The sequence below is a fragment of the Streptomyces sp. iso_384 genome (assembly GCF_056172905.1).
In genome coordinates this window covers 5,101,875-5,122,568 of the sequence record NZ_JBWBTT010000001.1, presented here as the reverse complement: position 1 = coordinate 5,122,568, position 20,694 = coordinate 5,101,875, and the positions used below count along the sequence as shown (strand labels likewise).

The window sequence follows — 20,694 nt, the reverse complement described above, 5'->3', positions numbered from 1 at the left end:
GCTTCCGTTCAGCCGCAGGGGATCTCGGTCATCGCCACCGGCCGGCGTTCGCGGCGGGAGACCTCGCACGCCTCGGCGATCCGCAGCGCGTGCAGGGCCTCCCGCCCGTCGCACGGATTGGCCAGCTCCCCGCGGGCCACGCGCAAAAACGCGTCCAGCTCCGCCTCGTACGCCGGGGCGAACCGCTCCAGGAAACCCGGCCAGGGCTTGGCCGGGGCTCCGGGGCCTTCGGACTCGGCCGAGGTCAGCGGCGTACGGTCGTCCAGGCCGACGGCGATCTGGTCCAGCTCGCCGGCCAGCTCCATCCGCACGTCGTACCCGGCGCCGTTGCACCGGGTCGCGGTGGCGGTGGCGAGCGTCCCGTCGTCGAGGGTGAGCAGCGCGGCGGCCGTGTCCACGTCGCCGGCCGCCCGGAACATCGCGGGTCCGACGTCCGAGCCGGTGGCGTACACCTCGGCCACCTCGCTCCCCGTGACCCAGCGCAGGATGTCGAAGTCATGGACCAGGCAGTCGCGGTACAGCCCGCCGGAGAGCGGGAGGTAGGCGGCGGGCGGCGGGGCGGGGTCGGAGGTGACCGCCCGCACGGTGTGCAGCCGGCCGAGCCTCCCCTCCCGCACGGCGGCCCTGGCCTCGCCGTACCCGGCGTCGAAGCGCCGCATGAAGCCGAGCTGGAGGACGCTGCCCGCGGCCTCGACCTCCGCGAGCGCGGCCAGGGTGCCGGGCAGGTCCAGGGCGATCGGCTTCTCGCAGAAGGCGGCCAGTCCGGCGCGGGCGGCCCGGGCGATCAGTCCGGCGTGCGCCGAGGTGGCCGAGCAGATCACCACGGCGTCGGGCAGGCCCTGGGCCTCGCCCTCCCCGGTGAACAGGTCGTCCACGGCGACGGCCCTCCCGCCGGTCCGCAGGGCCGAGGCGGCAGCCCGCTCCGGATCCGCGTCCGCCAGCAGCAGGGCGTCCACGGCGGGGTGTCGGCTCAGCACCTCCGCGTGGAAGCTGCCGATCCGTCCCGTTCCGATCAGTCCGATGCGCATGGGCCCCAAGGTGGCTTCGCCCGGTCGTCATGTCAAGCGTTTGTCCTGACAAACGACAAGCCATGGCCATGTCCGGACAAGCGAACTACGCTCGCCCCGTGACCGCACATGGAACCGACCGGCCGCTGCCGCTGAGCGTGGACCGCACCAGCCCGGTGCCGCTCTACTTCCAGCTGGCACAGCAGCTGGAGGCCGCCGTGGAACAGGGCCGGCTGGCCCCCGGCGCGCTGCTCGGGAACGAGATCGACCTCGCCGCACGCCTCGGCCTGTCCCGGCCGACCGTCCGCCAGGCCATCCAGTCACTCGTCGACAAGGGACTGATGGTGCGCCGCCGGGGCGTCGGCACCCAGGTCGTGCACAGCAAGGTCCGCCGCCCGCTGGAGCTCAGCTCGCTCTACGACGACCTGGAGGCGGCCGGCCAGCGCCCCGCCACCGGCGTCCTGCGCAACAGGGTGGAACCGGCCACCGCGGAGGTCGCGGCGGCGCTCGGGGTCGCCGAGGGCGGCGAGGTCCACCTCGTGGAGCGGCTGCGCAGCGCGCATGGCGAACCGGTGGCCCTGCTGCGCAACCACCTGCCGCTGGGGCTGCTGCCGCTGCCCACCGAGGAGCTGGAGGCCACCGGCCTCTACCGGCTGATGCGGGCCGCGGGCATCACGCTGCACAGCGCCCGCCAGTCGGTGGGCGCCCGCGCCGCGGACGAGGGGCAGGCGCGGGTGCTGGGGGAGCCGGTGGGGGCGCCGCTGCTCACGATGGAGCGTACGACGTACGACGACGGTGGCCGGGTGGTCGAGTTCGGCTCGCACGTCTACCGGGCGGACCGGTACGCCTTCGAGTTCCAGCTCCTGGTTCGTGCCTGAACGGTGAATGCGGCCCGCACATTCAGCCGGTCCGGCGTTCGAGGGCGGAACCGTTGCGGTGGTGTCGGCCGCACTCGTGAGGTTCCTGTGCCCAGGGTCTCTGCGGTCCGCAGGCCCACCACCCGAGGGTTCGGTCCTCAATCGCCGGACGGGCTCGGTGGGGGCCGGCCCCAAAGGCCGGGTGGGCTGAAAACGTGTGGCACACGGGTTGCGCCGGCCGGGCCCCGTGCCCCAGGCTCCTGTGTCCTCGGCCCACCCGCGCAAGGCCCCCGGGCAGGGCTCGGGGATACTTGGGCGGTCGGGTCGGGGCCGTACACTCCGCGGCCCGGTCAAGCGCACAGCGAGCAGCAGTAGAAGGGCACGGCGTCGTGGCAAGGGTTCGGACAGGGGTACGCGCGATGGGCGCCGTGCTGGCAGTGGTGCTGGGCGCCTCCCTCGCGGGATGCAGCAGCACCGGCGGCAAGCGGGCGGAAGAACGCGCGGCCGCGGCCGCCGAGGGACGGGCCGCGGTCAACACACCGCGCTGGACCGTCGCCATGGTCACCCACTCGGGCGACGGCGACACGTTCTGGGACATCGTCCAGAAGGGCGCCGAGCAGGCGGCCCTGAAGGACAACATCAACTTCCTCTACTCGCACAACGACGAGGCCAACCAGCAGGCCCAGCTCGTCCAGACCGCGATCGACAAGAAGGTCGACGGGCTGATCGTCTCGCTGGCCAAGCCGGACGCCATGAAGGCCGTGGTCGCCAAGGCCGTCAAGGCGGGCATCCCGGTCGTCACCGTGAACTCCGGCTCCGCCGAGTCCAAGGAGTTCGGGGCGCTCACCCACATCGGCCAGGACGAGACCATCGCCGGTGAGGCCGTCGGCGACGAGCTGAACGAGCGGGGCCGCGAGAAGGCGCTCTGCGTCCTGCACGAGCAGGGCAACGTGGGCCACGAACAGCGCTGCGCCGGAGCGAAGAAGACCTTCGACGGCACGATGCAGAACCTGTACGTCGACGGCACCAACATGCCCGACGTCACCGCGTCCATCGAGGCCAAGCTCCAGTCCGACAAGAGCATCGACGCGGTCGTCACCCTCGGCGCCCCCTTCGCCGACGCCGCCGTCCAGGCCAGGCAGACGGCGGGCAGCAAGGCCGAGATCGATACCTTCGACCTCAACGCCAAGGTCGCCACCGGCCTGCAGACCGACAAGCTCGGCTTCGCCGTCGACCAGCAGCCCTACCTCCAGGGCTACGAGGCCGTCGACCTGCTCTGGCTCTACCGCTACAACCGCAACGTCCTCGGCGGCGGCCAGCCCGTCCTCACCGGCCCGCAGATCATCACCAAGGACGACGCCGACGCCCTGGCCGACTACACCAAGCGGGGCACCCGATGAGCGGTTCCACCGCCGCCCCGGAGAAGCCGGCGCAGGCGGACGAGCGCCTGGTGCGCACCTCGCCGCTGCGCAAGCTGCTCGGCCGCCCCGAGCTCGGCTCGGTCGTCGGCGCGGCAGCCGTCTTCCTGTTCTTCGCGATCGTCGCCGACAGCTTCCTCCAGGCCTCCAGCTTCGGCACCGTGCTGTACGCGGCCTCGGTCCTCGGCATCATGGCCGCCCCGGTCGCGCTGCTGATGATCGGCGGCGAGTTCGACCTCTCCGCCGGGGTCCTGGTGACCAGCTCCGCGCTGATCTCCTCGATGTTCAGCTACCAGATGACCGCCAACGTCTGGGTCGGCGTCCTCGTCTCGCTGCTGGTCACCCTCGCCATCGGCGCGTTCAACGGCTTCGTGCTGACCCGCACCAAGCTGCCGAGCTTCATCATCACGCTCGGCACCTTCCTGATGCTGACCGGTCTGAACCTCGGCTTCACCAAGCTGATCAGCGGCACCGTCTCGACCAAGGCGATCGGCGACATGGAGGGCTTCGAGTCCGCCCGCGCCCTGTTCGCCTCGACGCTCACCCTCGGCGGCGTCGAGTTCAAGGTGACGATCCTGTGGTGGGCGGCGCTCGTCGGTATCGCCACCTGGATCCTGCTCCGTACCCGCTTCGGCAACTGGATCTTCGCGGTCGGCGGTGAGGCCGACGCGGCGCGAGCGGTCGGCGTGCCCGTGATCCGTACCAAGATCGGGCTCTACCTCGGCGTCGCCTTCGCCGCCTGGGTCTCCGGCCAGCACCTGCTGTTCAGCTACGACGTCGTCCAGTCCGGCGAGGGCGTCGGCAACGAGCTGACCTACATCATCGCGGCCGTCATCGGCGGCTGCCTGATCACCGGCGGCTACGGCTCCGCGATCGGCTCGGCGGTCGGCGCCTTCATCTTCGGCATGACCAGCAAGGGCATCGTGTACGCCGAGTGGAACCCGGACTGGTTCAAATTCTTCCTGGGAGCGATGCTGCTCCTGGCCACCCTGCTCAACGCGTGGGTGCGCAAGCGCGCGGAGGCGACGTCATGACGGCCACCCCTGAAGAGACCGCGGGAACGACCGGGGAAGCGACCGCCGGACCGCTGGTCGAGCTGGACGACGTCAGCAAGTTCTACGGGAACGTCAAGGCCCTGGAACATGTCTCGCTGGAGGTCCACGCGGGCGAGATCACCTGCGTCCTCGGCGACAACGGCGCCGGCAAGTCCACCCTCATCAAGATCATCGCGGGGCTGCACCGGCACGACGCCGGACGCTTCCTGATCGACGGCGAGGAGACCGCCCTCGCCAATCCGCGCGACGCCCTGGACCGGGGCATCGCCACCGTCTACCAGGACCTCGCCGTCGTCCCGCTGATGCCGGTCTGGCGGAACTTCTTCCTCGGCTCCGAGCCCACGCTCGGCGCCGGCCCCTTCAAGCGCCTCGACGTCCGGAAGATGCGCGAGACGACCCGTACCGAACTGCTCCGCATGGGCATCGACCTGCGCGACGTCGACCAGCCCATCGGCACCCTGTCCGGCGGCGAGCGGCAGTGCGTGGCCATCGCCCGCGCCGTCTACTTCGGCGCCAAGGTCCTGGTCCTGGACGAGCCGACCGCCGCGCTCGGCGTCAAGCAGTCCGGCGTGGTCCTGAAGTACGTGGCGGCCGCCCGCGACGCCGGTCTCGGCGTGGTCCTCATCACGCACAACCCGCACCACGCCCACCTCGTCGGCGACCGGTTCGTCCTGCTCAAACGCGGTGCGATGTCCGGCAGTCACACCAAGGACGACGTCACGCTGGACGAACTGACCCGGCAGATGGCGGGCGGCAGTGAGCTGGAGGAGCTCAGCCACGAGCTGGAACGCACCCCGACGCCCACCCTCCCGGGCGGCTCCGCCGCCACCGAAGAGGGCTCCTGACCGCCGACCCGCCCCGGCGCGGCCGACCCCGGCCGACGGCCGCCGGGGCCCGGCAGTGGCAGAATCGAGCGCGGCGGGCGCCGTCCGCCGCCGGCCGTGACAACGGCCCGGACCCCCAGACCCCGCAGGGACGATGAGCACGTACCGCGACTTCGCACACCGCGGCTCCGCCCGCGCCACCGTCCTCAAGACCGTCGGCACCAAGGAACGCCGCTCGCACCTCACCGCGCCCCGGGTCCCCACGGTCGGGATCGACATCGGCGGCACGAAGGTGATGGCGGGTGTCGTCGACGCCGACGGCAACATCCTGGAACAGCTGCGGACCGAGACGCCCGACAAGTCCAAGAGCCCCAAGGTCGTCGAGGACACCATCGTCGAGCTGGTCCTGGACCTCTCCGACCGGCACGACGTCCACGCGGTGGGCATCGGCGCGGCGGGCTGGGTGGACGCCGACCGCTCCAAGGTCCTGTTCGCCCCGCACCTCGCCTGGCGCGACGAGCCCCTGCGCGACGCCATCGCCTCCCGCCTCGTCGTCCCCGTCATGGTCGACAACGACGCCAACACCGCCGCCTGGGCGGAATGGCGCTTCGGCGCGGGCCGCGGCGAGGACCATCTCGTCATGATCACCCTCGGTACGGGCATCGGCGGCGCGATCCTGGAGGACGGCCAGGTCAAGCGCGGCAAGTACGGGGTGGCCGGTGAGTTCGGCCACATGCAGGTCGTGCCCTCGGGACACCGCTGCCCGTGCGGGAACCGGGGCTGCTGGGAGCAGTACAGCTCCGGCAACGCCCTGGTCCGCGAGGCCAAGGAGCTGGCCGCCGCCGACTCCCCGGTCGCGCACTATCTGCTGGACCGGGTCAAGGGAAACATCCCCGACATCACCGGGCCGCTCATCACCGAACTGGCCCGCGAGGGCGATGCGATGTGCATCGAGCTCCTCCAGGACATCGGCCAGTGGCTCGGCGTCGGCATCGCCAATCTGGCCGCCGCGCTCGACCCCTCCTGCTTCGTCATCGGAGGCGGCGTCAGCGCCGCCGACGACCTCCTGATCAACCCCGCCCGGGACGCCTTCAAGCGCCACCTCACCGGCCGCGGCTACCGCCCCGAGGCCCGGATCGCCAAGGCACAGCTCGGCCCCGAGGCGGGTATGGTCGGCGCGGCGGACCTGGCCCGGCTGGTCGCCCGCCGATTCCGCCGGGCCAACCGGCGGCGCGTCGAGCGGTACGAGCGGTACGCCCAGATCTACGACCAGGCGGCGAGCACCATCCGCAACACGCGGTCCACCCGTACCGCCGACTGAACCGCGACCGCCCTTTCGGGCGTCCACCCATCCGTACGTCTCGTCACGTCGCCCCAGCACCTAGGGACCACCTGATCATGATCGCAGCCGAGCACCCCGTGGTGCCGCACCAGTCGGAGTCTCCGGGCGACGGCGAGGGCAAACCGCCCGAGGGCCGTCGGCGGGTGTTCAAGCGGCGCTTCATCACCGCCACGATCATCGTGCTGCTGATCGGCATCCCGGCCGGCTACCTGCTGATCTCGGCCGGCCAGAGCCGCCGCTCGGGTCAGGACAAGGAGGCCGAGGCCGCCGCCCAGGGCCTCCGCGAGGGCTGGCCCTCCAAGATGCAGCGCCGGATCTTCGAGATCCCGATCCCCGGCAACGGCCAGGGCGTCCAGTACTACGAGACGAACAACTGGAAAGCCAGCCGGATGTACGCGAAGTTCCGGACGACCTCCGCCGGCCTCGACCGCTTCCTGTCCGGAGTGGGCACGGGGCGCGCGGCGCTGGAGCCGGGCGAGATCGACATCAGCCAGCGCGACATCAAGATCACCGGCTGGTCCTTCGGCCCGGGCGAGTACTGGGCCAGCACCACGCACAGCAACAAGAAGCCGCGCCCCACGCTGAACATCACGGTCAATATGACCGACCCGGCCAGCCCTGTCGTCTATGTCGTATCGGCGGCGACCCCCTGACCCCCCGCCCGACGGAGGGTGGCCGGGGTGAGGGCCGCCGGCAGGCCGAGAATCGGCCGCGCGTTCCCGGCTCGTCTCAAAGATGTCCTGCGAAGGAGCCTCCTCGGCGACGATGATGATCGCCATGCCGGAAGTTCTGGAGATCCTCGCCCTCGCCTGTACCGGCCTGTACGCCGGATACATGGTCGCTTTCATGTCGGGCATCATGCCCGCGCTCAAAGAAGTGGACGACGCGTCGTTCACCCTGGTCATGCGGGCGGTGAACCGCAAGGTTCCCGGCCCGCTCTTCCTGCTCCTCTTCCTCGGATCGCTCGCCTTCCCCGTGGCCTCGTTCTTCGTCGCGCCGGACGGCCGGGCGGGCGGCGACACCACCCTGATGGGCGTCGCTGCCGGGTGCGCCCTGGTCGGGCACCTGATCACCTCGGGCGGCAACGTCCCGCTGAACAACGCGCTGGAGTCGTCGAAGGGGCGGGGCGACGAGCGGAGCGCCCGTACGGCCTTCGAGGGCCGGTGGAGCGCCCTGCACGCGCTGCGCACCCTGTTCGCGGCCGCGGCCTTCGGCCTGGTCGCCGTGGTCGTCACCGGCTGAGCGGCCGCCGCCGACCGGATGGGTACCTACGTGAAGCTTCGCCGAGATGAGACGATGAAGCATGAAACTGAGTCTGTGAGCTATTCACCGTCTGCGAACCGGAGACTTTAATGGAGTCATGAGCACTCACGGACAGAACACAGCGCCCATCCTCGTCATCGGCGGCACCGGCAAGACCGGGCGGCGCGTCGTCGAGCGTCTGGAGGCGCTCGGCCGCCCGACCCGGGTCGGCTCGCGCTCCAGCGAGACGCCCTTCGTATGGGAGGACGAGAACACCTGGCAGGCCGCTCTCGACGGAGTCTCCGCGGCCTACGTCACGTACTACCCGGACCTGGCGTTCCCCGGCGCCAAGGAAGCCATCGGACGGTTCGCCGCCGTCGCGGTGGAGCGGGGCGTCAAGCGCCTCGTGCTGCTCTCCGGCCGGGGCGAGGAAGGGGCGGTCGCGAGCGAGGACGCGCTCAAGGCGTCCGGCTGCGACTGGACCGTCGTCCGCTGCAACTGGTTCAACCAGAACTTCAGCGAGAGCTTCTTCCTCGACCCCGTCCTCGCCGGTGAGCTGGCGCTGCCGACCGGTGACGCCGTCGAGCCCTTCGTGGACGCCGACGACATCGCCGACGTCGCGGTCGCCGCGCTCACCGACGACCGCCACATCGGCAAGACGTACGAGCTGTCCGGCCCGCGGCTGCTGAGCTTCCACGACGTGGTCCGCGAGCTGTCGGCCGCCACCGGCCGTACCATCACCTACATCCCGGTCAGCGTCGACGACTACCGCGCGGCGCTGCGGGAGCTGGGCGAGCCGGAAGAGTTCGCCGACCTCTTCACCCTGATCGTCGACGGCCGCAACGCGAGTGTGGTGCACGGCGTCCGCGAGGCGCTCGGGCGGGAGCCCAAGGACTTCGCGGACTACGCCAAGGAGGCGGCCGCGGGCGGCGCCTGGAACACCTGACCGCTCCCGTACGAGCAGCGGTGGTCCGCGGAACCGGGAAACCGGACCGCGGACCACCCTGCGGACCGTGTGTTGCCACATACCGACAAGTCGGGAGCCCGGCAGCGCAGCGCCGGAGCGCCCGAAGAAAAGAGGGACGCGATGGACGGGCCGGCGTGGGAGGGCAGAAGTGTGGGCGCACTGCCCCGCCACCTCCGCGGATTCGCGCAGACGCATCTCGCGCTGCGACGTGACTCCCGCCGACTGGTCGCCGCGGTACCGCTGCTGACATCGAGCGGCCTGCCGGCGGTCGCGGAGTGGTGGCGGCAGTTCCGGGACATCGTCGACTGGCACCACCGTACCGAGGACGAGATCCTCTGGCCGGGTCTGATCGAGCACGCCCCCGAGATCGCCGCCGGATCGCACCTCATGGTCCAGGACCACGTGGCCCTCGACGACTCCATGCTCCGGGTGACCCGGGCCCTGGAGGCGGGCCGGGCCGAGGCGCTGGACGGCCCCGTCGGCATGTTCGACTCCGTCCTTCACCGGCACCTGCACGAGGAGGAGGAACTGACGTTCCCGGTCTTCGCCAGGGTGCCGCCGGACGTCTTCACCGCTCTGGAACGCCGCGTCCTGGCCGCGGCTCCCTTCGGCGTCAAGCGGATCCTGCCGCCCTGGCTGCTGGACGGACTCCCCGACCCGGACGGGGTGATGCCGACGCCGGTGCGGCTGATCGGCCGCACGCTGCTCTCGAAGCGCTACCGCCGCTCCGTCACCGGACTGCTGGAACCCACCTGACCCGGACCCTCCGCCGGTGCCGGCGGCCCGCACCACCGAACGACCGGAGAGACATCATGAGCCCCACCTCCTCCCGACCCGACCCCGCACTCCTCGCGGCCACCGTCGGCACCGGTCTGATGGCCGGTCTGTATCTCGCCTTCGACGTCGGTGTGATGCCCGCGCTGGCGCGCCGCGACGACGAGGCGTTCGTGAGCACGATGCGCCGGGTCAACGACGCCCTCGACGACAGCGCCTCCTTCGGGGCGCTCTTTCTCGGAGTGTTCGTGGCCACCGGTGTCGCGGCCCGCCGGCTCCGGCGCGCGGAGCGGGGCGCGGCCGCCCGGCGCGCGGGGGCCGCCGCGGTGCTCTACGGCCTGAGCGTCGCGGTGACGATCGGCGCCAACCTGCCGCTGAACCGTCGGCTCCGCGGCGCCCCGGTGGCCGCGTCGGCGGCGACGGCTGCAAGGACCGCCTACGAGCGGCCGTGGCGGACGGCGAACACCGTCCGTACGGCCGCCTGCCTGGGGGCTCTCGTCCTGCTCGGCGACGCGGCCCGGCGGCGGGCGGTTTCCCGGGCGTGGTGACGGGAAGTGTCGAGCGGGGAGCCGGGAACCGCCGCAGGTTTTGGGCCGTTGGCAGAAGGCCCGGGGCATGACCGAGCTTCACGGACCGTCCGTGCGGTGGTCGGCGGCCGGGTCCGCACCCACTCGCGGGACCACGATGGCGAAACGGTATGAGGTGACTGTGGTGGATGCGTTCAGCGGCCTGCTGGGAAGCCCCAAGGCGCGGGGGGCCTTTCTGCTGAAATCCGTGTTCAACCCCCCGTGGGGCCTGCGGGTCGAGGACCGTGCCCCGCTGTCGCTCGTCACCCTGCTGCACGGGTCGGCGTGGGTGCTCCGCGAAGGCGGCGAGCCGGTCAAACTGGCCGCCGGCGACGTCGCGGTCCTGCGCGGCCCCGAGCCGTACACCCTCGCCGACGACCCGGCCACCCCGCCCGGCGTCACGGTCGCCGCCGAACAGCGGTGCAGCACCACCGACGGCGAGGACGTCACGGAGACGATGTCGCTGGGCGTGCGGACCTGGGGCGAGCCGCACCGCTCCGGCTCCACCGTGATGCTGAGCGGCACCTACCAGGCGCCCAACGAGGTCGGCCGTCGGCTGCTCGCCAGCCTGCCGGCCCTGCTGGTGCAGCCCGCATCGGCCGCCCGGACGCCGCTGATCGGCATGCTGGCCGCCGAGATGGACCAGGAGGACCTCGGCCAGGAGGTGGTCCTGGACCGGCTGCTCGACCTGCTGCTGATCAATGTGCTGCGGTCCTGGCTGGCCGAGCCCGGCACCGGTGCGCCGCTCTGGTTCCGGGCCCAGAGCGACCCCGTCGTCGGCCGGGCGCTGATGCTGCTGCACGACCGGCCGAGCGAACCGTGGACGGTCGCCTCGCTCGCCTCCGCCGTGGAGGTGTCCCGGGCGAAGCTGGCGCGTCACTTCAACGAGCTGGTCGGCGAGCCGCCGATGTCCTACCTGACCGGATGGCGGCTCACGCTCGCCTCCGACCTGCTGCGCGACCCCGATCTCTCGGTCGCCAAGATCGCCGAACAGGTCGGCTATTCGGGGCCGTTCGCGCTGAGTGCCGCGTTCAAACGCGAGCGCGGCGTCAGCCCGCAGGAGTACCGCCGGGGCAAACGCTCGGAGCAGGTCCCGGCCACCGGTTCCGACGGCCGGACGGTGATGCTCAGACGCTGAGCCGCGCCGTCGGCCGGGAGACACCCGGCCGACGGGGGGCGAAGCCCGGCACGGCCACGGCCGTGAGCAGCAGTCCGCCCCCGACGTGCCAGCGGCCCGCATAGGGGTACGCGCCACCCACCGGTCGCGGCACCCCCCTTCCGGTCGCGGCGGGCCGCCGCCGCGCCGGGGGCGGTTCCGTACGCCCCGGACGCACCCGGGCCGTGAACAGGCCGTCGGCGGTGAACGCCACCTCGACGGCCAGCGTCCCGATCCAGCGGCCCGTGGCCGGGTGCCAGGCTTTGTAGACCGACTCCTTCGCGCTGAACAGCAGCCGGTCCCAGGGGACTTCGGGGCTGCTCCGAAGCAGCTCGGCGACCATGCGCCGCTCCGGGTCCGTCGCCACCAGACCCAGCAGCCCCGTCGGCAGCGGCAGGGCCGGTTCGGCGTCCACCCCGAGCGCCGCCCACACCTCGGCGCGTGCGGCCACCGCGCCCCGGTACCCGGCGCAGTGCGTGATGCTCCCGACGACACCGGCCGGCCATGCCGGGCCGCCCTCCGCCGTACGCAGCAACGGGCCCGGTGCGACGCCGAGTCGGTCCAGGCAGCGGTGGGCGCAGGCCCGCGCGGCGGCGAACCGCCGGACGGTCGCCTCGGGCCGTCCGCGCAGCAACGCCAGCTCCCGGGGATCGGGCAGGCCGGGCAACGCGTCGTCGAAGGCCTCCGCCCGTGCGACTCCTTCCGGAACGACCCGCTCGATCACGGCCTGCCGCCCGCCCCGAGCACCCCGGGGCCGTGCCCGGAAGCCCGCGCGCCGGGCGCGGCCTTCCGGACCCGGCCCCGGGGTGCGGAGCGCAGCGGGTCACCGGTCACCGGGAGCCCGTCCGTTTCACGGCCCCGTCGCTCCGGGACCGGCCGGCCGACGCCCCGTGGACCCGCAGCACCGCCGCGACCACCGCGTCCGGGCTCTCCAGCGGCAGGACGTGTCCGGCACCGGGCAGCAGGGTGAACGTGGCGTCCGGCAGCGCGGCGGCCAGCTCCCGCCCCAGCTCCGGCCGGATGACCTTGTCCTTCTCCCCGGCCAGGACCGCGGCCGGAACCCGCACGGAGGCCTGTGCCGCCCGCAGGTCCATGCCCCGGGAGGACCGGAAGCAGGCGGCGCGCACCGTCGGCGCGGTCCCCGCGAACACCTGGCGGTTCACCTCCCGGAGCCGGGAATCCAGCGCCGTACCCGTCATCTGGCCGAGCAGGAGCCGCCCGAGCGCGGGCCGCCGCAGCGCCCAGGAGAAGAGCGGGGCCTCCATCATGGCGGCCTCCTTCTCCGGCGTGTCCTGGTCGTGCGCGGCGGAGGCGACCAGCACCAGGCCCACCGGGCCGGCGTCCGGCCCGGAACCGGCCGCCAGCGACAGCGCCGCGAACCCGCCCCCGGAGTGGCCGACGACGATCGGCGCGTCACCGGCGTACGAGAGGACCGTCGCCAGGTCGGCGGTCATCGCGTCCGCGCTCACCCCGGAGGACCCGACGGTCGACGCGCCGTGGCCGCGCAGATCGTAGAGGACGACCGGGAAGCCGCCGCGCAGCAGGCGGTCGGTCACCAGGCTCCAGATCCGGCGGCTGCCACCCCAGCCGTGCGCCAGCACGACCACGGGACGCTCGTCGCCTCCGTGCTCCAACGGGTGCAGCACGGAGACCGCGATCCGCCCTCCGTCCTCGGCGGTGAGGAAGACCTCACCGGCGTCGGGCGCGGTCACCGTGTCCCCCCGGCGGCCGGAGCGGCGGGCGCGGCCGATGGGGCGGCGGCGAGCAGCAGGTTCAGCCGGCCGAACGCCGCGCGGGTGGCCCGGGTGTGCATCGCGCCGACGTCCACCAGGTTCGCCAGGAGGGCGAGTTGGCCCTGCGGGGTGGCCCGGAACGCCATCGCGAGCCGGGTGCCGCCGTCCTCCAGCGGGGTGAGCGTGAACTCCGCGGTACCGCGGAACGCCCCCTCCACGTACTCCAGCGCCAGCCGCTCCGCCCGCTGTACGGCGGTGGTGCGCGCGGTGAACCGCAGCTTCTTGCCGCCCTTGTCGACGCCCTTGGTGTGGACGGTGATCCGGGTCAGCGCGCCGACCCGGTCGGGGGAGCCGTCCACCGGCTCGAAGGTGTTGTCCGGCACCCACCACCGCGCGTCGCCCGCGAGCTCGCCCAGCAGGGCCTCCCAGACCGCGTCCGGACCGGCGGCGAGCAATGCCTCGTCGACCAGCTCGTACTTCTTCAACTGCTCCTCCTCCTGGGGTGAACGGGAAGGGCCGCTCCCGCAGGAGCGGCCCGGGGCCGTGCTCGGTCAGCCGAAGAAGCCCTGGCCGGGGGTGAGGACGTTGCCGGGGTCGAAGCGGCGCTTCGCGTCGCACAGCGTCCCGTAGCTGCGGCCGAAGTGGCGCCGCCAGTCCGCGGCGGTCAGGTCCGGCACCGCCCCGACGAGGTAGCGCTTGGCGCCCAGCTCCACGGCCCGGTCGTACAGCCAGCGGTTCTGCTTGACCATCCGCGCGATCTCCGCGTCGCTGGTCCCCGGGTTCGGGAAGCGCAGCAGGTCGAAGAGGTATCCGGTCCGGTCCCTCGGCTGCACCGCCATCGGCACGGTGACCTTGGACGTCGGGTACGGGTAGGTGAGCAGCACCCCGGCGCCCAGGCTCTCCGTGGTGAGCTGGCTCTCCACCAGGCGCAGGAAGCGGGCGGCCTGGGAGCTCGGCAGGAAGAGGCTCAGCCAGGGCTTGGCCTCGAACCAGTGGCCCGCCTCCTTGAGGAAGGCCTCGTAGCCGTCCAGCCGGAAGAGGTAGTCGCGCAGCGCGAAGTCCTCGATGTGCGCCTCGGCACGCAGGTCCTTGAGGCCCGACAGCAACCGCGCCCGGTCGGGTACGCGCCCGCCGGAGTACGTGGCGACCGCCTCGATCTTGTAGCGCCAGCCGGAGTCGTCCGGCTTGCGGACCATCTCGCCGCCCTGCATCTGGAAGCGGTGGTCGGCGAGCAGGATCTCCGAGTCCTTCATGAAGGCCGTGACGTCGCTGTAGAACAGGCTGAAGACGGTGGCCCGTTCGGCGGCCGGCACGGTCCGCAGCGTCACGCTGACGATGACGCCGACCTGACCGCCGCCGGCCAGCGCGGCGCGGAAGAGGTCGGATCGCCGGTACCTGGAGGTGGTGACCACCTCGCCGGTCCCGGTCACCACGGTCATCGAGGTCACGGTGTCCGCGATGAGGCCCTCGGAGCCCATGGTCAGGCCGATGCCGCCGACGCTGAGCGTTCCGCCCACCGAGAGCGGCAGGTAGTCGGGCAGCGCGGGCAGGGTGCGGCCGCGGGGCAGCAGGTGGTCGGTGATCTCCGCCCAGGTCGCCCCGGCCTCCACGGTGATGGAGTCGCTGCCGGTCGACAGGATGCGTGCCATGCCGCGGGCGTTGACCGATATGCCCCCGGGCACGGCGGCCTGGCCGTAGCAGGAGTGGGACTCCAGATCGCCGCCGGTGCCGCTGCGGCCGTTGACCGCGAGCTTCAGCCGGTTGGTCCGTGCGTAGCGGATCATCTTGGCGATGTCCTGGACCGAGCCGGGCGTCAGGACCGCCCAGGGCACGGTGCCGTTGACCAGTCGGCCGAAGTCGTGGCTGTAGGAGCCGAACTGGCTGGTGTCCGTGGTGAGCGTGCCGTCCAGCGGCGGTACGGCCACGACGCGGTCGCCGGGGCGGCGCGTCTGATCGGCCGCGTGGGCCCAGCTGCCGGTGGTGGCGTTCCAGCCGATCACCGTGGCGGCGGCGCCGACCGTGCCGAGCACTGCTCTTCGGGAAGGGGTGTGCAGGTTCACGGGGAGGGACTCCATGTCTCGTCGGTCACGGGTACGGCGGTCAGGACGCGGCGGGCGCGGTGGCCCGCAGGTCCTCGCTGGTGCTCAGCAGGTGCTCGGCCGGCTCGAACCGGCTGGTGGCCCGCCGGAAGCGCCAGGTGTAGGTCGGCCAGATGGACGGGTTGCGCCCGTGCTCGTCGAGGTACCAGCTGCGGCAGTTGCCGGCGTTCCAGACGGTGCCGTCCAGCCGCTGGTCGAGTTTGTCGTTGTAGGCGCGCTGGGCCTCCGGCAGTGGCTCCACGGCGGCCAGACCGCGTTCGTCCATCGTCTTCAGGGCGTCGAGGAGATAGGCGATCTGCGCCTCGATCATGATCACCTGAGAGGAGTGGCCCAGCGTGGTGTTCGGCCCGAGCAGCATGAACAGGTTCGGGAACCCGGCCACGCCCGTACCGCGCAGCGCGCTCATGCCCTCGTTCCAGGTGTCCTTGAGGCCGGTGCCGTCCCGGCCGAAGACACGCTCGGCGATCGGGCGGCGCACCGCCTCGAACCCGGTGCCGAGCACGATGGTGTCCACCGGGCGCTCCCGGCCGTCGGCCGTGACCACCGCGTCCGCGGTGACCTTGGCGATGCCGTCGGTGACCAGCTCCACGTTGGGCTGCTGGATCGCGGGGTAGTACGTGTTCGAGAAGAGCAGCCGCTTGCAGGCCAGCACGTAGTCCGGGGTGAGCCGGGCCCGCAGCGCCTCGTCCGGGACGCTCTTCTTGAGGTGGTCGGACGCCATCTTCTGCATCTTCCCGGCGACGGCCGGACGGGCCATCACGAAGGCCAGGATCTCCCGGCCCCACATGTTGAAGTTCCGGCGGAAGCGCTGGTAGCCGGGGACGGAGGTCAGCAGCTTCGTCTGGAGGGCGCTGTTGGCCTTGTCGTTCTTCGGGCCGATCCAGGGCGGGGTGCGCTGGTAGAGGTCGAGCTGTCCGACCTCCGGCTGGATGGCGGGGACGAACTGGATCGCGGACGCACCGGTGCCGATGACGGCGACCCGGCGGCCGGTGAGGTCCAGGTCGTGCCGCCACCGCGAGGAGTGGAACACCTCGCCCTGGAAGCCGGAGAGACCGGGGACGTCGGGGATGGCCGGCTCGCTGAGGTAGCCGGTGCCGGTGACCAGGACCCGGGCGGTGTAGTCGCCGCCCGTGGTGGAGATCAGCCACCGCTTGCGCAGATCGTCCCAGCGGGCCTCGGTCAGCTCGTGCCGGAAGCGGATGCGCGAGCGCACCCCGAACCGGTCGGCGCAGTCGCGCAGGTAGTCGAGGAGCTCGCGCTGCTTGCCGAAGGTGCTCTTCCAGTTCGGGTTCGGCGCGAACGAGAACGAGTACAGGTGCGACATCACGTCACAGGCGCAGCCCGGGTAGGTGTTGTCGCGCCAGGTGCCGCCGACCTCGTCGGCCCGCTCGAACACGAGGAAGTCGTCGATGCCCTGCTGCATGAGCCGGATCGCGGTGCCGAGCCCGGAGAAGCCGCTGCCGATCACCGCCACCCGCAGATCGCGGGCCGGGTCCAGGGGTGCCTGAGCCATCCCGGTCACCCCTTGCGGGCGAGCGTCAGCCGGAAGTTGTTGAAGAAGCGGTCCTCCAGCGTGTACGCGAAGATGTCCAGGTAGCGTTCGAAGCGGGCCACCACCTCCTCGCTCTCCAGTGCCACGGCCTCCTCGCGCCGCTCGGCGAGCAGCACCAGCCAGGCACGGCACGCCCGGGCGAACGCCTCACGCTCGTTGACCAGTTCCACCACCTCGAACAGGCCCTCGGCGGCGGCGGCCAGCTCGTGCAGGTGCGGGATGTGCATGCCGGCGAACTCGGAGCGCTGGAGGAACTTGAGGTCCGCCAGGATCTTCCGGCCGATCGGCTGGGCCTCGGCGGTCATCGTGTGCAGGACGAACCGGCCGTCCGGCACCAGCGCCTCGTGGACCTGCTGGAAGAAGAACCGGTAGCGCTTGGTGCGCTCCTTCGGCGACAGGCTGGACGGTACGAAGTGCTCCAGCGCGTTGACACAGAACGCCGCGTCGTACGAGCCCGGGGCGCTGTGCTCCGACCAGCTCTCCACCCGGGTGGTGAGGGCCGGGTTGTCCAGTCCCGCGATGAAGTCGGCCTGGGTACGGCTCAGCGTCAGGCCGACCGCCTCGCGTACGCCGTGCTTCCGCGTCAGCCGGTCCATCAGGGTGCCCCAGCCGCAGCCGATGTCCAGCACCCGGTCCTTGCCCGCCGCGTCCGCCAGCTCGGCGAACGCGTCGAGCTTGCGCTCCTGGGCCAGGTCCAGGGCCTCGGTGAGGCCCTCGCCCTCCTGCCAGTAGCCGCCGCTGTACATCATGCTGGGCCCCAGCAGCAGACGGTAGAACTCGTTTCCCACCTCGTAGTGGTGGCGGACTGCGTCCACCTCCGGCTCCGCGGTGTGGGAGGCAATCGTCGCCATCCTCGCCCTCTCCTCGCAGCTTGCGCCGACCGGGCGCAGAGCGCGCCCTGCGGCTGTCCGGTCCTGAACCGTGCTGAGAGGGAGCCAAGCGGACCTGTGCAATCCGTCCGCAACAGCGGCGTGTGACCGCTCTGTTGCGGTCCGATTGCGAGGAGCGGCTTGCATGCCGACACGACCGTACGTCGCGTTGAGAGAGGAACAAATCATGGCACTGCCGACTGTCGAGGTTCTCTCGGAGCAGCTCGCCGCCGTCTCCGGAGCCACCGAGGTGACGCCCGACGCGCCGATCCGGCACATCCCGGGGGTGGACTCGCTGGACCTGATGGAGTGGCTGTACAACTTCCAGAACGAGCACCCCGACATCCCCGCCGACGAGTCTCTCTTCGCGGACCTGGACGACAGCACGACCATGCGGGACGTGTACGCGAAGCTGGTCGACCTGGCGCCGCAGCCGGCCGAGGCCTGAGGCGGGCACATGAGTGGATTCGCCATCGCGGGGTGGGGCAAGGCCCTGCCCGAGCGGGTCGTCACCAGCACCGAACTGGCCGGACGCTTCGGGGTCGACGAGGACTGGATCGTCAGCCGCTGCGGCATCCATGAGCGGAGGGCCGTCGATCCGGGGCAGACCACCGCGTCCCTGGCCGTCGACGCGGGGCGCGCGGCCCTGGCCAGGGCGGGGCTGACCGGCGCCGACATCGCCCATCTCATCGTGGCCACGGCCACACCCGAGCAGCCGTCTCCCGCCACCTCCGCCTTCGTCCACCATGAACTGGGCATCGGCGGCGGGGCGATGGACGTCAACTCCGAGTGCGCGGGCTTCGTCTACGGGCTGGTCGCGGCCATGGGCATCCTGCGCATGGACCGCCGCCCGATCCTGCTGATCGGCTCGGACACGCACACTCTGACCGCCAACCCCGCCGACCGGGATCTCTCCATCCTCGTCGGTGACGGAGCGGCCGCGGTGGTGCTCGTGCCGGGCCCGGAAGATCCCGTTCTGGCCTGGAACCTGGGCGCGGACGGGTCGTGTGCGGACGCACTCAAGGTGCCGGCGGGCGGAAGTCGGATGCCCACAACAGCCGAAACGGTCGCGCAGGGGCTCCACTTCGCCCAGATCAAGGGCAACGAGATCTACCTGAACGCCGTTCGGTACACGGTGCGGACGGTGCGCGAGACGCTGGAGAGCGCGAAAATCGCTCCGGCGGAGGTTGATCACGTCATCCCGCACCAGGCGAACATCCGCATCATCAACTCCGTGGTGCAGCACTCGGGTCTGCGTCCGGAGTCCCTGATCACCAACCTGGACCGGTACGGCAACACCGCGTCGGCCTCGATCCCGCTGGCCCTCACCGAGGCCCTGGAGGCGGACCGGATCAAGGCCGGGGAACTGGTCCTGCTCGCCGGGTTCGGGGCGGGCATGACCTGGGGATCGATCCTGATGCGCTGGGGAGGAGCCACGTGAGCGGAGCGAAGCAGGCGGGCAAGAGGCCCGAGGCGCCGGTGGCCCTGGTCACCGGCGCCTCGGGCGGCCTCGGGCAGGCGCTGGCGGTCGAACTGGACGCGCTGGGCTGTCGGGTGGCCGTCCATTACCGGAGCTCGGCCGACCAGGCCCGGGCGGTGAGCGGGAAACTGACGAACGACTCGGTCGTCGTCGGCGCGGACGTCGGCTCGTGGGAGGAGACCCAGCGTCTCTACCGGGAGGTCGAGGCGGCGCTCGGTCCGATCGACGTGGTGGTCAACAACGGGGCCGTCCGCAAGGACGCCCTGATGGCCATGCAGTCCCCGGACGACTGGCACGAGGTCATCCGCACCAACCTGCTGGGGTCGTTCCACACCAGCCGGGTGGCGCTGCCCGCCATGCTGCGGCAGCGCTGGGGCCGGATCGTCAACGTGGTCTCGCCGTCGGGCTTCATCGCCACGGCGGGGCAGACCGCGTACTCGGCCTCCAAGGCGGGTGTCATGGGGATGACCCGGGCGCTGGCGGCGGAGTGCGGCCGGCGCGGGGTCACGGTGAACGCTCTGTCACCCGGATTCATGATCACGGGCATGACGGATCAGCTGCCGGAGAGCATCGTGTCGGACATGGCGCGCAAGGCGCCCGTCCCGCGGTTCGTCACGGTCGAGGAGGTCGCCCGCAGCGTCTCCCTCTTCCTCGACCAGGACTGCATGACCGGACAGGTGGTCAGCATCGACAGCGGTGTCTCCATCATGTGAGCCGGTACACGGCAGTGGGGAGGGACGCGAGATCGCGTCCCTCCCCACTGCCGTGCCGGGGATCAGCTCAGCCGGTGTGTTGACATCGCTTCCCACTCCGTCCGGCGCGAAGCCCCCGGCAGCCGGCTCCGGTCCAGCAGACCGAGGTAGGCGGCCTCGCTCTCCGGACTGGGGTCGCAGCCCAGCTCCTCGGCGAGGACGACGCGCAACTGCTGGTATATCCGCAGGGCTTCGGCCCTGTTGCCGGCCAGCCGGTGCGCGGTCATCTGGCAGCGGTAGGCGCTCTCCCGGAACGGAGCCTGGCGCACCGCCTCCGCGGCGTACCGCAGGGCGTGGTGGGTGTCGCCGAGAGCGGACGAGGAACTGCTCGCGGTCTCCAGGGCCGAGACCCGCAGATCCTTGAGGTGACGCCGGACGGACTCCACCCACTCGCCCTCGTGGGAGGCGAGGAAGGGGCCCCGCAGCAAGGACACGGAGGTGGTCGCGAGCCGCTGCGCGGTGCTGTGGTCGCCCTCGCGGTGGGCGACGGCGGCGGTGAACGCGGCCTGCTCCGCGCGCTCCACGTCCACCTGGGCTTCCTCCGGCAGTCGCAGCAGGTAGCGTCCGCCGTGTGCGATCACCGCCGGCTCGGCGCTGGCCCCCTCCGAGAGGGAGGCTCTGAGGCGGCTGACGACACTGCGTAATGCCGAGGCCCAGGTGCTGGGCAGGCCGTCCGGCCATATGGTGTCGGCGAGTTGCTCCCGGCCTATGCCGGAGGGACGTTCCAGGCAGAGCCGGGCCAGGGCGATCTGTGCCTGATGGCTGGCCAGTACCCGTGGGGCTTCGGATTCATGTTCGATGGAGACGAGGCCGACAAGCCTGATGAGCACGATCGATCCCCCCAAGAAGAGGTTGCGGCGACTTCCCCGGCGGCATGGATGACGGAAGTCGACTGTCTGGCGTGCGTGCGGTTCCGTGCGTATACCTCAGCGTGTGGCTCGTGGGCCGAGTGGCGCACGTGAGGATCCCGTGGGAGGGCTGCGGTGATCCGGAAGGAGCTT

Annotated in this window: 22 protein-coding genes; 14 read left to right on the top strand and 8 right to left on the bottom strand. The window is 71.7% G+C overall.

Translation table 11 applies throughout. The features are described from left to right. Positions 1-8: 8 nt before the first annotated feature. Entirely contained in the window at positions 9-1,028 is a 1,020-nt protein-coding gene (locus tag AC0VY3_RS22990) for a Gfo/Idh/MocA family protein (protein WP_475550471.1), read from the bottom strand. Positions 1,029-1,126: 98 nt separating this feature from the next. On the opposite strand from AC0VY3_RS22990, the gene AC0VY3_RS22985 reads away from it, so the two are divergent. The 11 genes from AC0VY3_RS22985 to AC0VY3_RS22935 all read left to right on the top strand — a co-directional run bounded on the left by AC0VY3_RS22985 (position 1,127) and on the right by AC0VY3_RS22935 (position 11,190). Further along, positions 1,127-1,885 (top strand): GntR family transcriptional regulator, encoded by a 759-nt coding sequence (locus AC0VY3_RS22985; RefSeq protein WP_242743097.1) that lies wholly within the window; start codon positions 1,127-1,129, stop codon positions 1,883-1,885. A gap of 368 nt (positions 1,886-2,253) precedes the next feature. After that, complete coding sequence (locus AC0VY3_RS22980; RefSeq protein WP_475550470.1) at positions 2,254-3,264, top strand: sugar ABC transporter substrate-binding protein; 1,011 nt, start codon at positions 2,254-2,256, stop codon at positions 3,262-3,264. Next, positions 3,261-4,316 carry an ABC transporter permease gene (locus AC0VY3_RS22975; RefSeq protein WP_103508755.1) on the top strand — a complete coding sequence of 352 codons (1,056 nt, stop codon included), beginning with the start codon at positions 3,261-3,263 and terminating at the stop codon, positions 4,314-4,316. The genes AC0VY3_RS22980 and AC0VY3_RS22975 overlap by 4 nt, the downstream gene beginning before the upstream one ends. Beyond that, the gene (locus tag AC0VY3_RS22970) at positions 4,313-5,182 is read left to right on the top strand and encodes an ATP-binding cassette domain-containing protein (protein ID WP_103508756.1); all 870 of its coding nucleotides are present in this window, start codon (positions 4,313-4,315) and stop codon (positions 5,180-5,182) included. The genes AC0VY3_RS22975 and AC0VY3_RS22970 overlap by 4 nt, the downstream gene beginning before the upstream one ends. Positions 5,183-5,315: 133 nt before the next feature. Continuing rightward, positions 5,316-6,482, top strand: a complete 1,167-nt coding sequence (locus AC0VY3_RS22965; protein ID WP_103508757.1) for an ROK family glucokinase — start codon at positions 5,316-5,318, stop codon at positions 6,480-6,482. 77 nt (positions 6,483-6,559) lie between these two features. After that, the gene (locus tag AC0VY3_RS22960; RefSeq protein WP_103508758.1) at positions 6,560-7,156 is read left to right on the top strand and encodes a hypothetical protein; all 597 of its coding nucleotides are present in this window, start codon (positions 6,560-6,562) and stop codon (positions 7,154-7,156) included. 124 nt (positions 7,157-7,280) lie between these two features. Continuing rightward, positions 7,281-7,745 (top strand): anthrone oxygenase family protein, encoded by a 465-nt coding sequence (locus AC0VY3_RS22955; protein WP_475550469.1) that lies wholly within the window; start codon positions 7,281-7,283, stop codon positions 7,743-7,745. A 118-nt stretch (positions 7,746-7,863) separates the two neighbouring features. Next, positions 7,864-8,691 carry an NmrA family NAD(P)-binding protein gene (locus AC0VY3_RS22950; RefSeq protein WP_103508760.1) on the top strand — a complete coding sequence of 276 codons (828 nt, stop codon included), beginning with the start codon at positions 7,864-7,866 and terminating at the stop codon, positions 8,689-8,691. 171 nt (positions 8,692-8,862) lie between these two features. Then, positions 8,863-9,468 carry a hemerythrin domain-containing protein gene (locus AC0VY3_RS22945; protein WP_181010829.1) on the top strand — a complete coding sequence of 202 codons (606 nt, stop codon included), beginning with the start codon at positions 8,863-8,865 and terminating at the stop codon, positions 9,466-9,468. Between the two features lie 56 nt (positions 9,469-9,524). Further along, positions 9,525-10,034, top strand: a complete 510-nt coding sequence (locus AC0VY3_RS22940) for an anthrone oxygenase family protein (protein ID WP_475550468.1) — start codon at positions 9,525-9,527, stop codon at positions 10,032-10,034. A gap of 163 nt (positions 10,035-10,197) precedes the next feature. Continuing rightward, a complete protein-coding gene (locus tag AC0VY3_RS22935; RefSeq protein WP_103507155.1) occupies positions 10,198-11,190 on the top strand; it encodes an AraC family transcriptional regulator in 993 nt (330 codons plus the stop codon). Here AC0VY3_RS22935 and AC0VY3_RS22930 read toward each other — a convergent pair. The 6 genes from AC0VY3_RS22930 to AC0VY3_RS22905 form a co-directional block, all read right to left on the bottom strand. Further along, complete coding sequence (locus AC0VY3_RS22930) at positions 11,180-11,932, bottom strand: 4'-phosphopantetheinyl transferase family protein (RefSeq protein ID WP_475550467.1); 753 nt, start codon at positions 11,930-11,932, stop codon at positions 11,180-11,182. The genes AC0VY3_RS22935 and AC0VY3_RS22930 overlap by 11 nt on opposite strands. Before the next feature lie 106 nt (positions 11,933-12,038). Continuing rightward, the gene (locus AC0VY3_RS22925) at positions 12,039-12,920 is read right to left on the bottom strand and encodes an alpha/beta fold hydrolase (protein ID WP_103507653.1); all 882 of its coding nucleotides are present in this window, start codon (positions 12,918-12,920) and stop codon (positions 12,039-12,041) included. Further along, positions 12,917-13,426, bottom strand: coding sequence for an SRPBCC family protein (locus tag AC0VY3_RS22920; protein WP_103507654.1), 510 nt, complete (start codon positions 13,424-13,426; stop codon positions 12,917-12,919). The genes AC0VY3_RS22925 and AC0VY3_RS22920 overlap by 4 nt, the downstream gene beginning before the upstream one ends. Positions 13,427-13,492: 66 nt before the next feature. Then, positions 13,493-15,001, bottom strand: a complete 1,509-nt coding sequence (locus AC0VY3_RS22915) for an FAD-binding protein (protein WP_258047053.1) — start codon at positions 14,999-15,001, stop codon at positions 13,493-13,495. Between the two features lie 40 nt (positions 15,002-15,041). Further along, entirely contained in the window at positions 15,042-16,553 is a 1,512-nt protein-coding gene (locus AC0VY3_RS22910; RefSeq protein ID WP_103507656.1) for a flavin-containing monooxygenase, read from the bottom strand. A 5-nt stretch (positions 16,554-16,558) separates the two neighbouring features. Beyond that, positions 16,559-17,443, bottom strand: a complete 885-nt coding sequence (locus AC0VY3_RS22905; RefSeq protein WP_030084110.1) for a class I SAM-dependent methyltransferase — start codon at positions 17,441-17,443, stop codon at positions 16,559-16,561. A 205-nt stretch (positions 17,444-17,648) separates the two neighbouring features. Here AC0VY3_RS22905 and AC0VY3_RS22900 point away from each other — a divergent pair, with 205 nt between their 5' ends. The 3 genes from AC0VY3_RS22900 to AC0VY3_RS22890 are packed head-to-tail and all read left to right on the top strand — an operon-like array spanning position 17,649 to position 19,654. Next, positions 17,649-17,909, top strand: coding sequence for an acyl carrier protein (locus AC0VY3_RS22900; protein ID WP_030084112.1), 261 nt, complete (start codon positions 17,649-17,651; stop codon positions 17,907-17,909). A 9-nt stretch (positions 17,910-17,918) separates the two neighbouring features. Beyond that, on the top strand, positions 17,919-18,902 hold the full coding sequence (locus AC0VY3_RS22895; RefSeq protein WP_103507657.1) for a 3-oxoacyl-ACP synthase III family protein: 984 nt from the start codon (positions 17,919-17,921) through the stop codon (positions 18,900-18,902). Next, positions 18,899-19,654 (top strand): SDR family NAD(P)-dependent oxidoreductase, encoded by a 756-nt coding sequence (locus AC0VY3_RS22890; RefSeq protein ID WP_103507658.1) that lies wholly within the window; start codon positions 18,899-18,901, stop codon positions 19,652-19,654. The genes AC0VY3_RS22895 and AC0VY3_RS22890 overlap by 4 nt, the downstream gene beginning before the upstream one ends. A gap of 62 nt (positions 19,655-19,716) precedes the next feature. On the opposite strand, the gene AC0VY3_RS22885 is transcribed toward AC0VY3_RS22890, so the two are convergent. Next, positions 19,717-20,523, bottom strand: a complete 807-nt coding sequence (locus tag AC0VY3_RS22885) for an AfsR/SARP family transcriptional regulator (RefSeq protein WP_103507659.1) — start codon at positions 20,521-20,523, stop codon at positions 19,717-19,719. Positions 20,524-20,694: the final 171 nt, after the last annotated feature.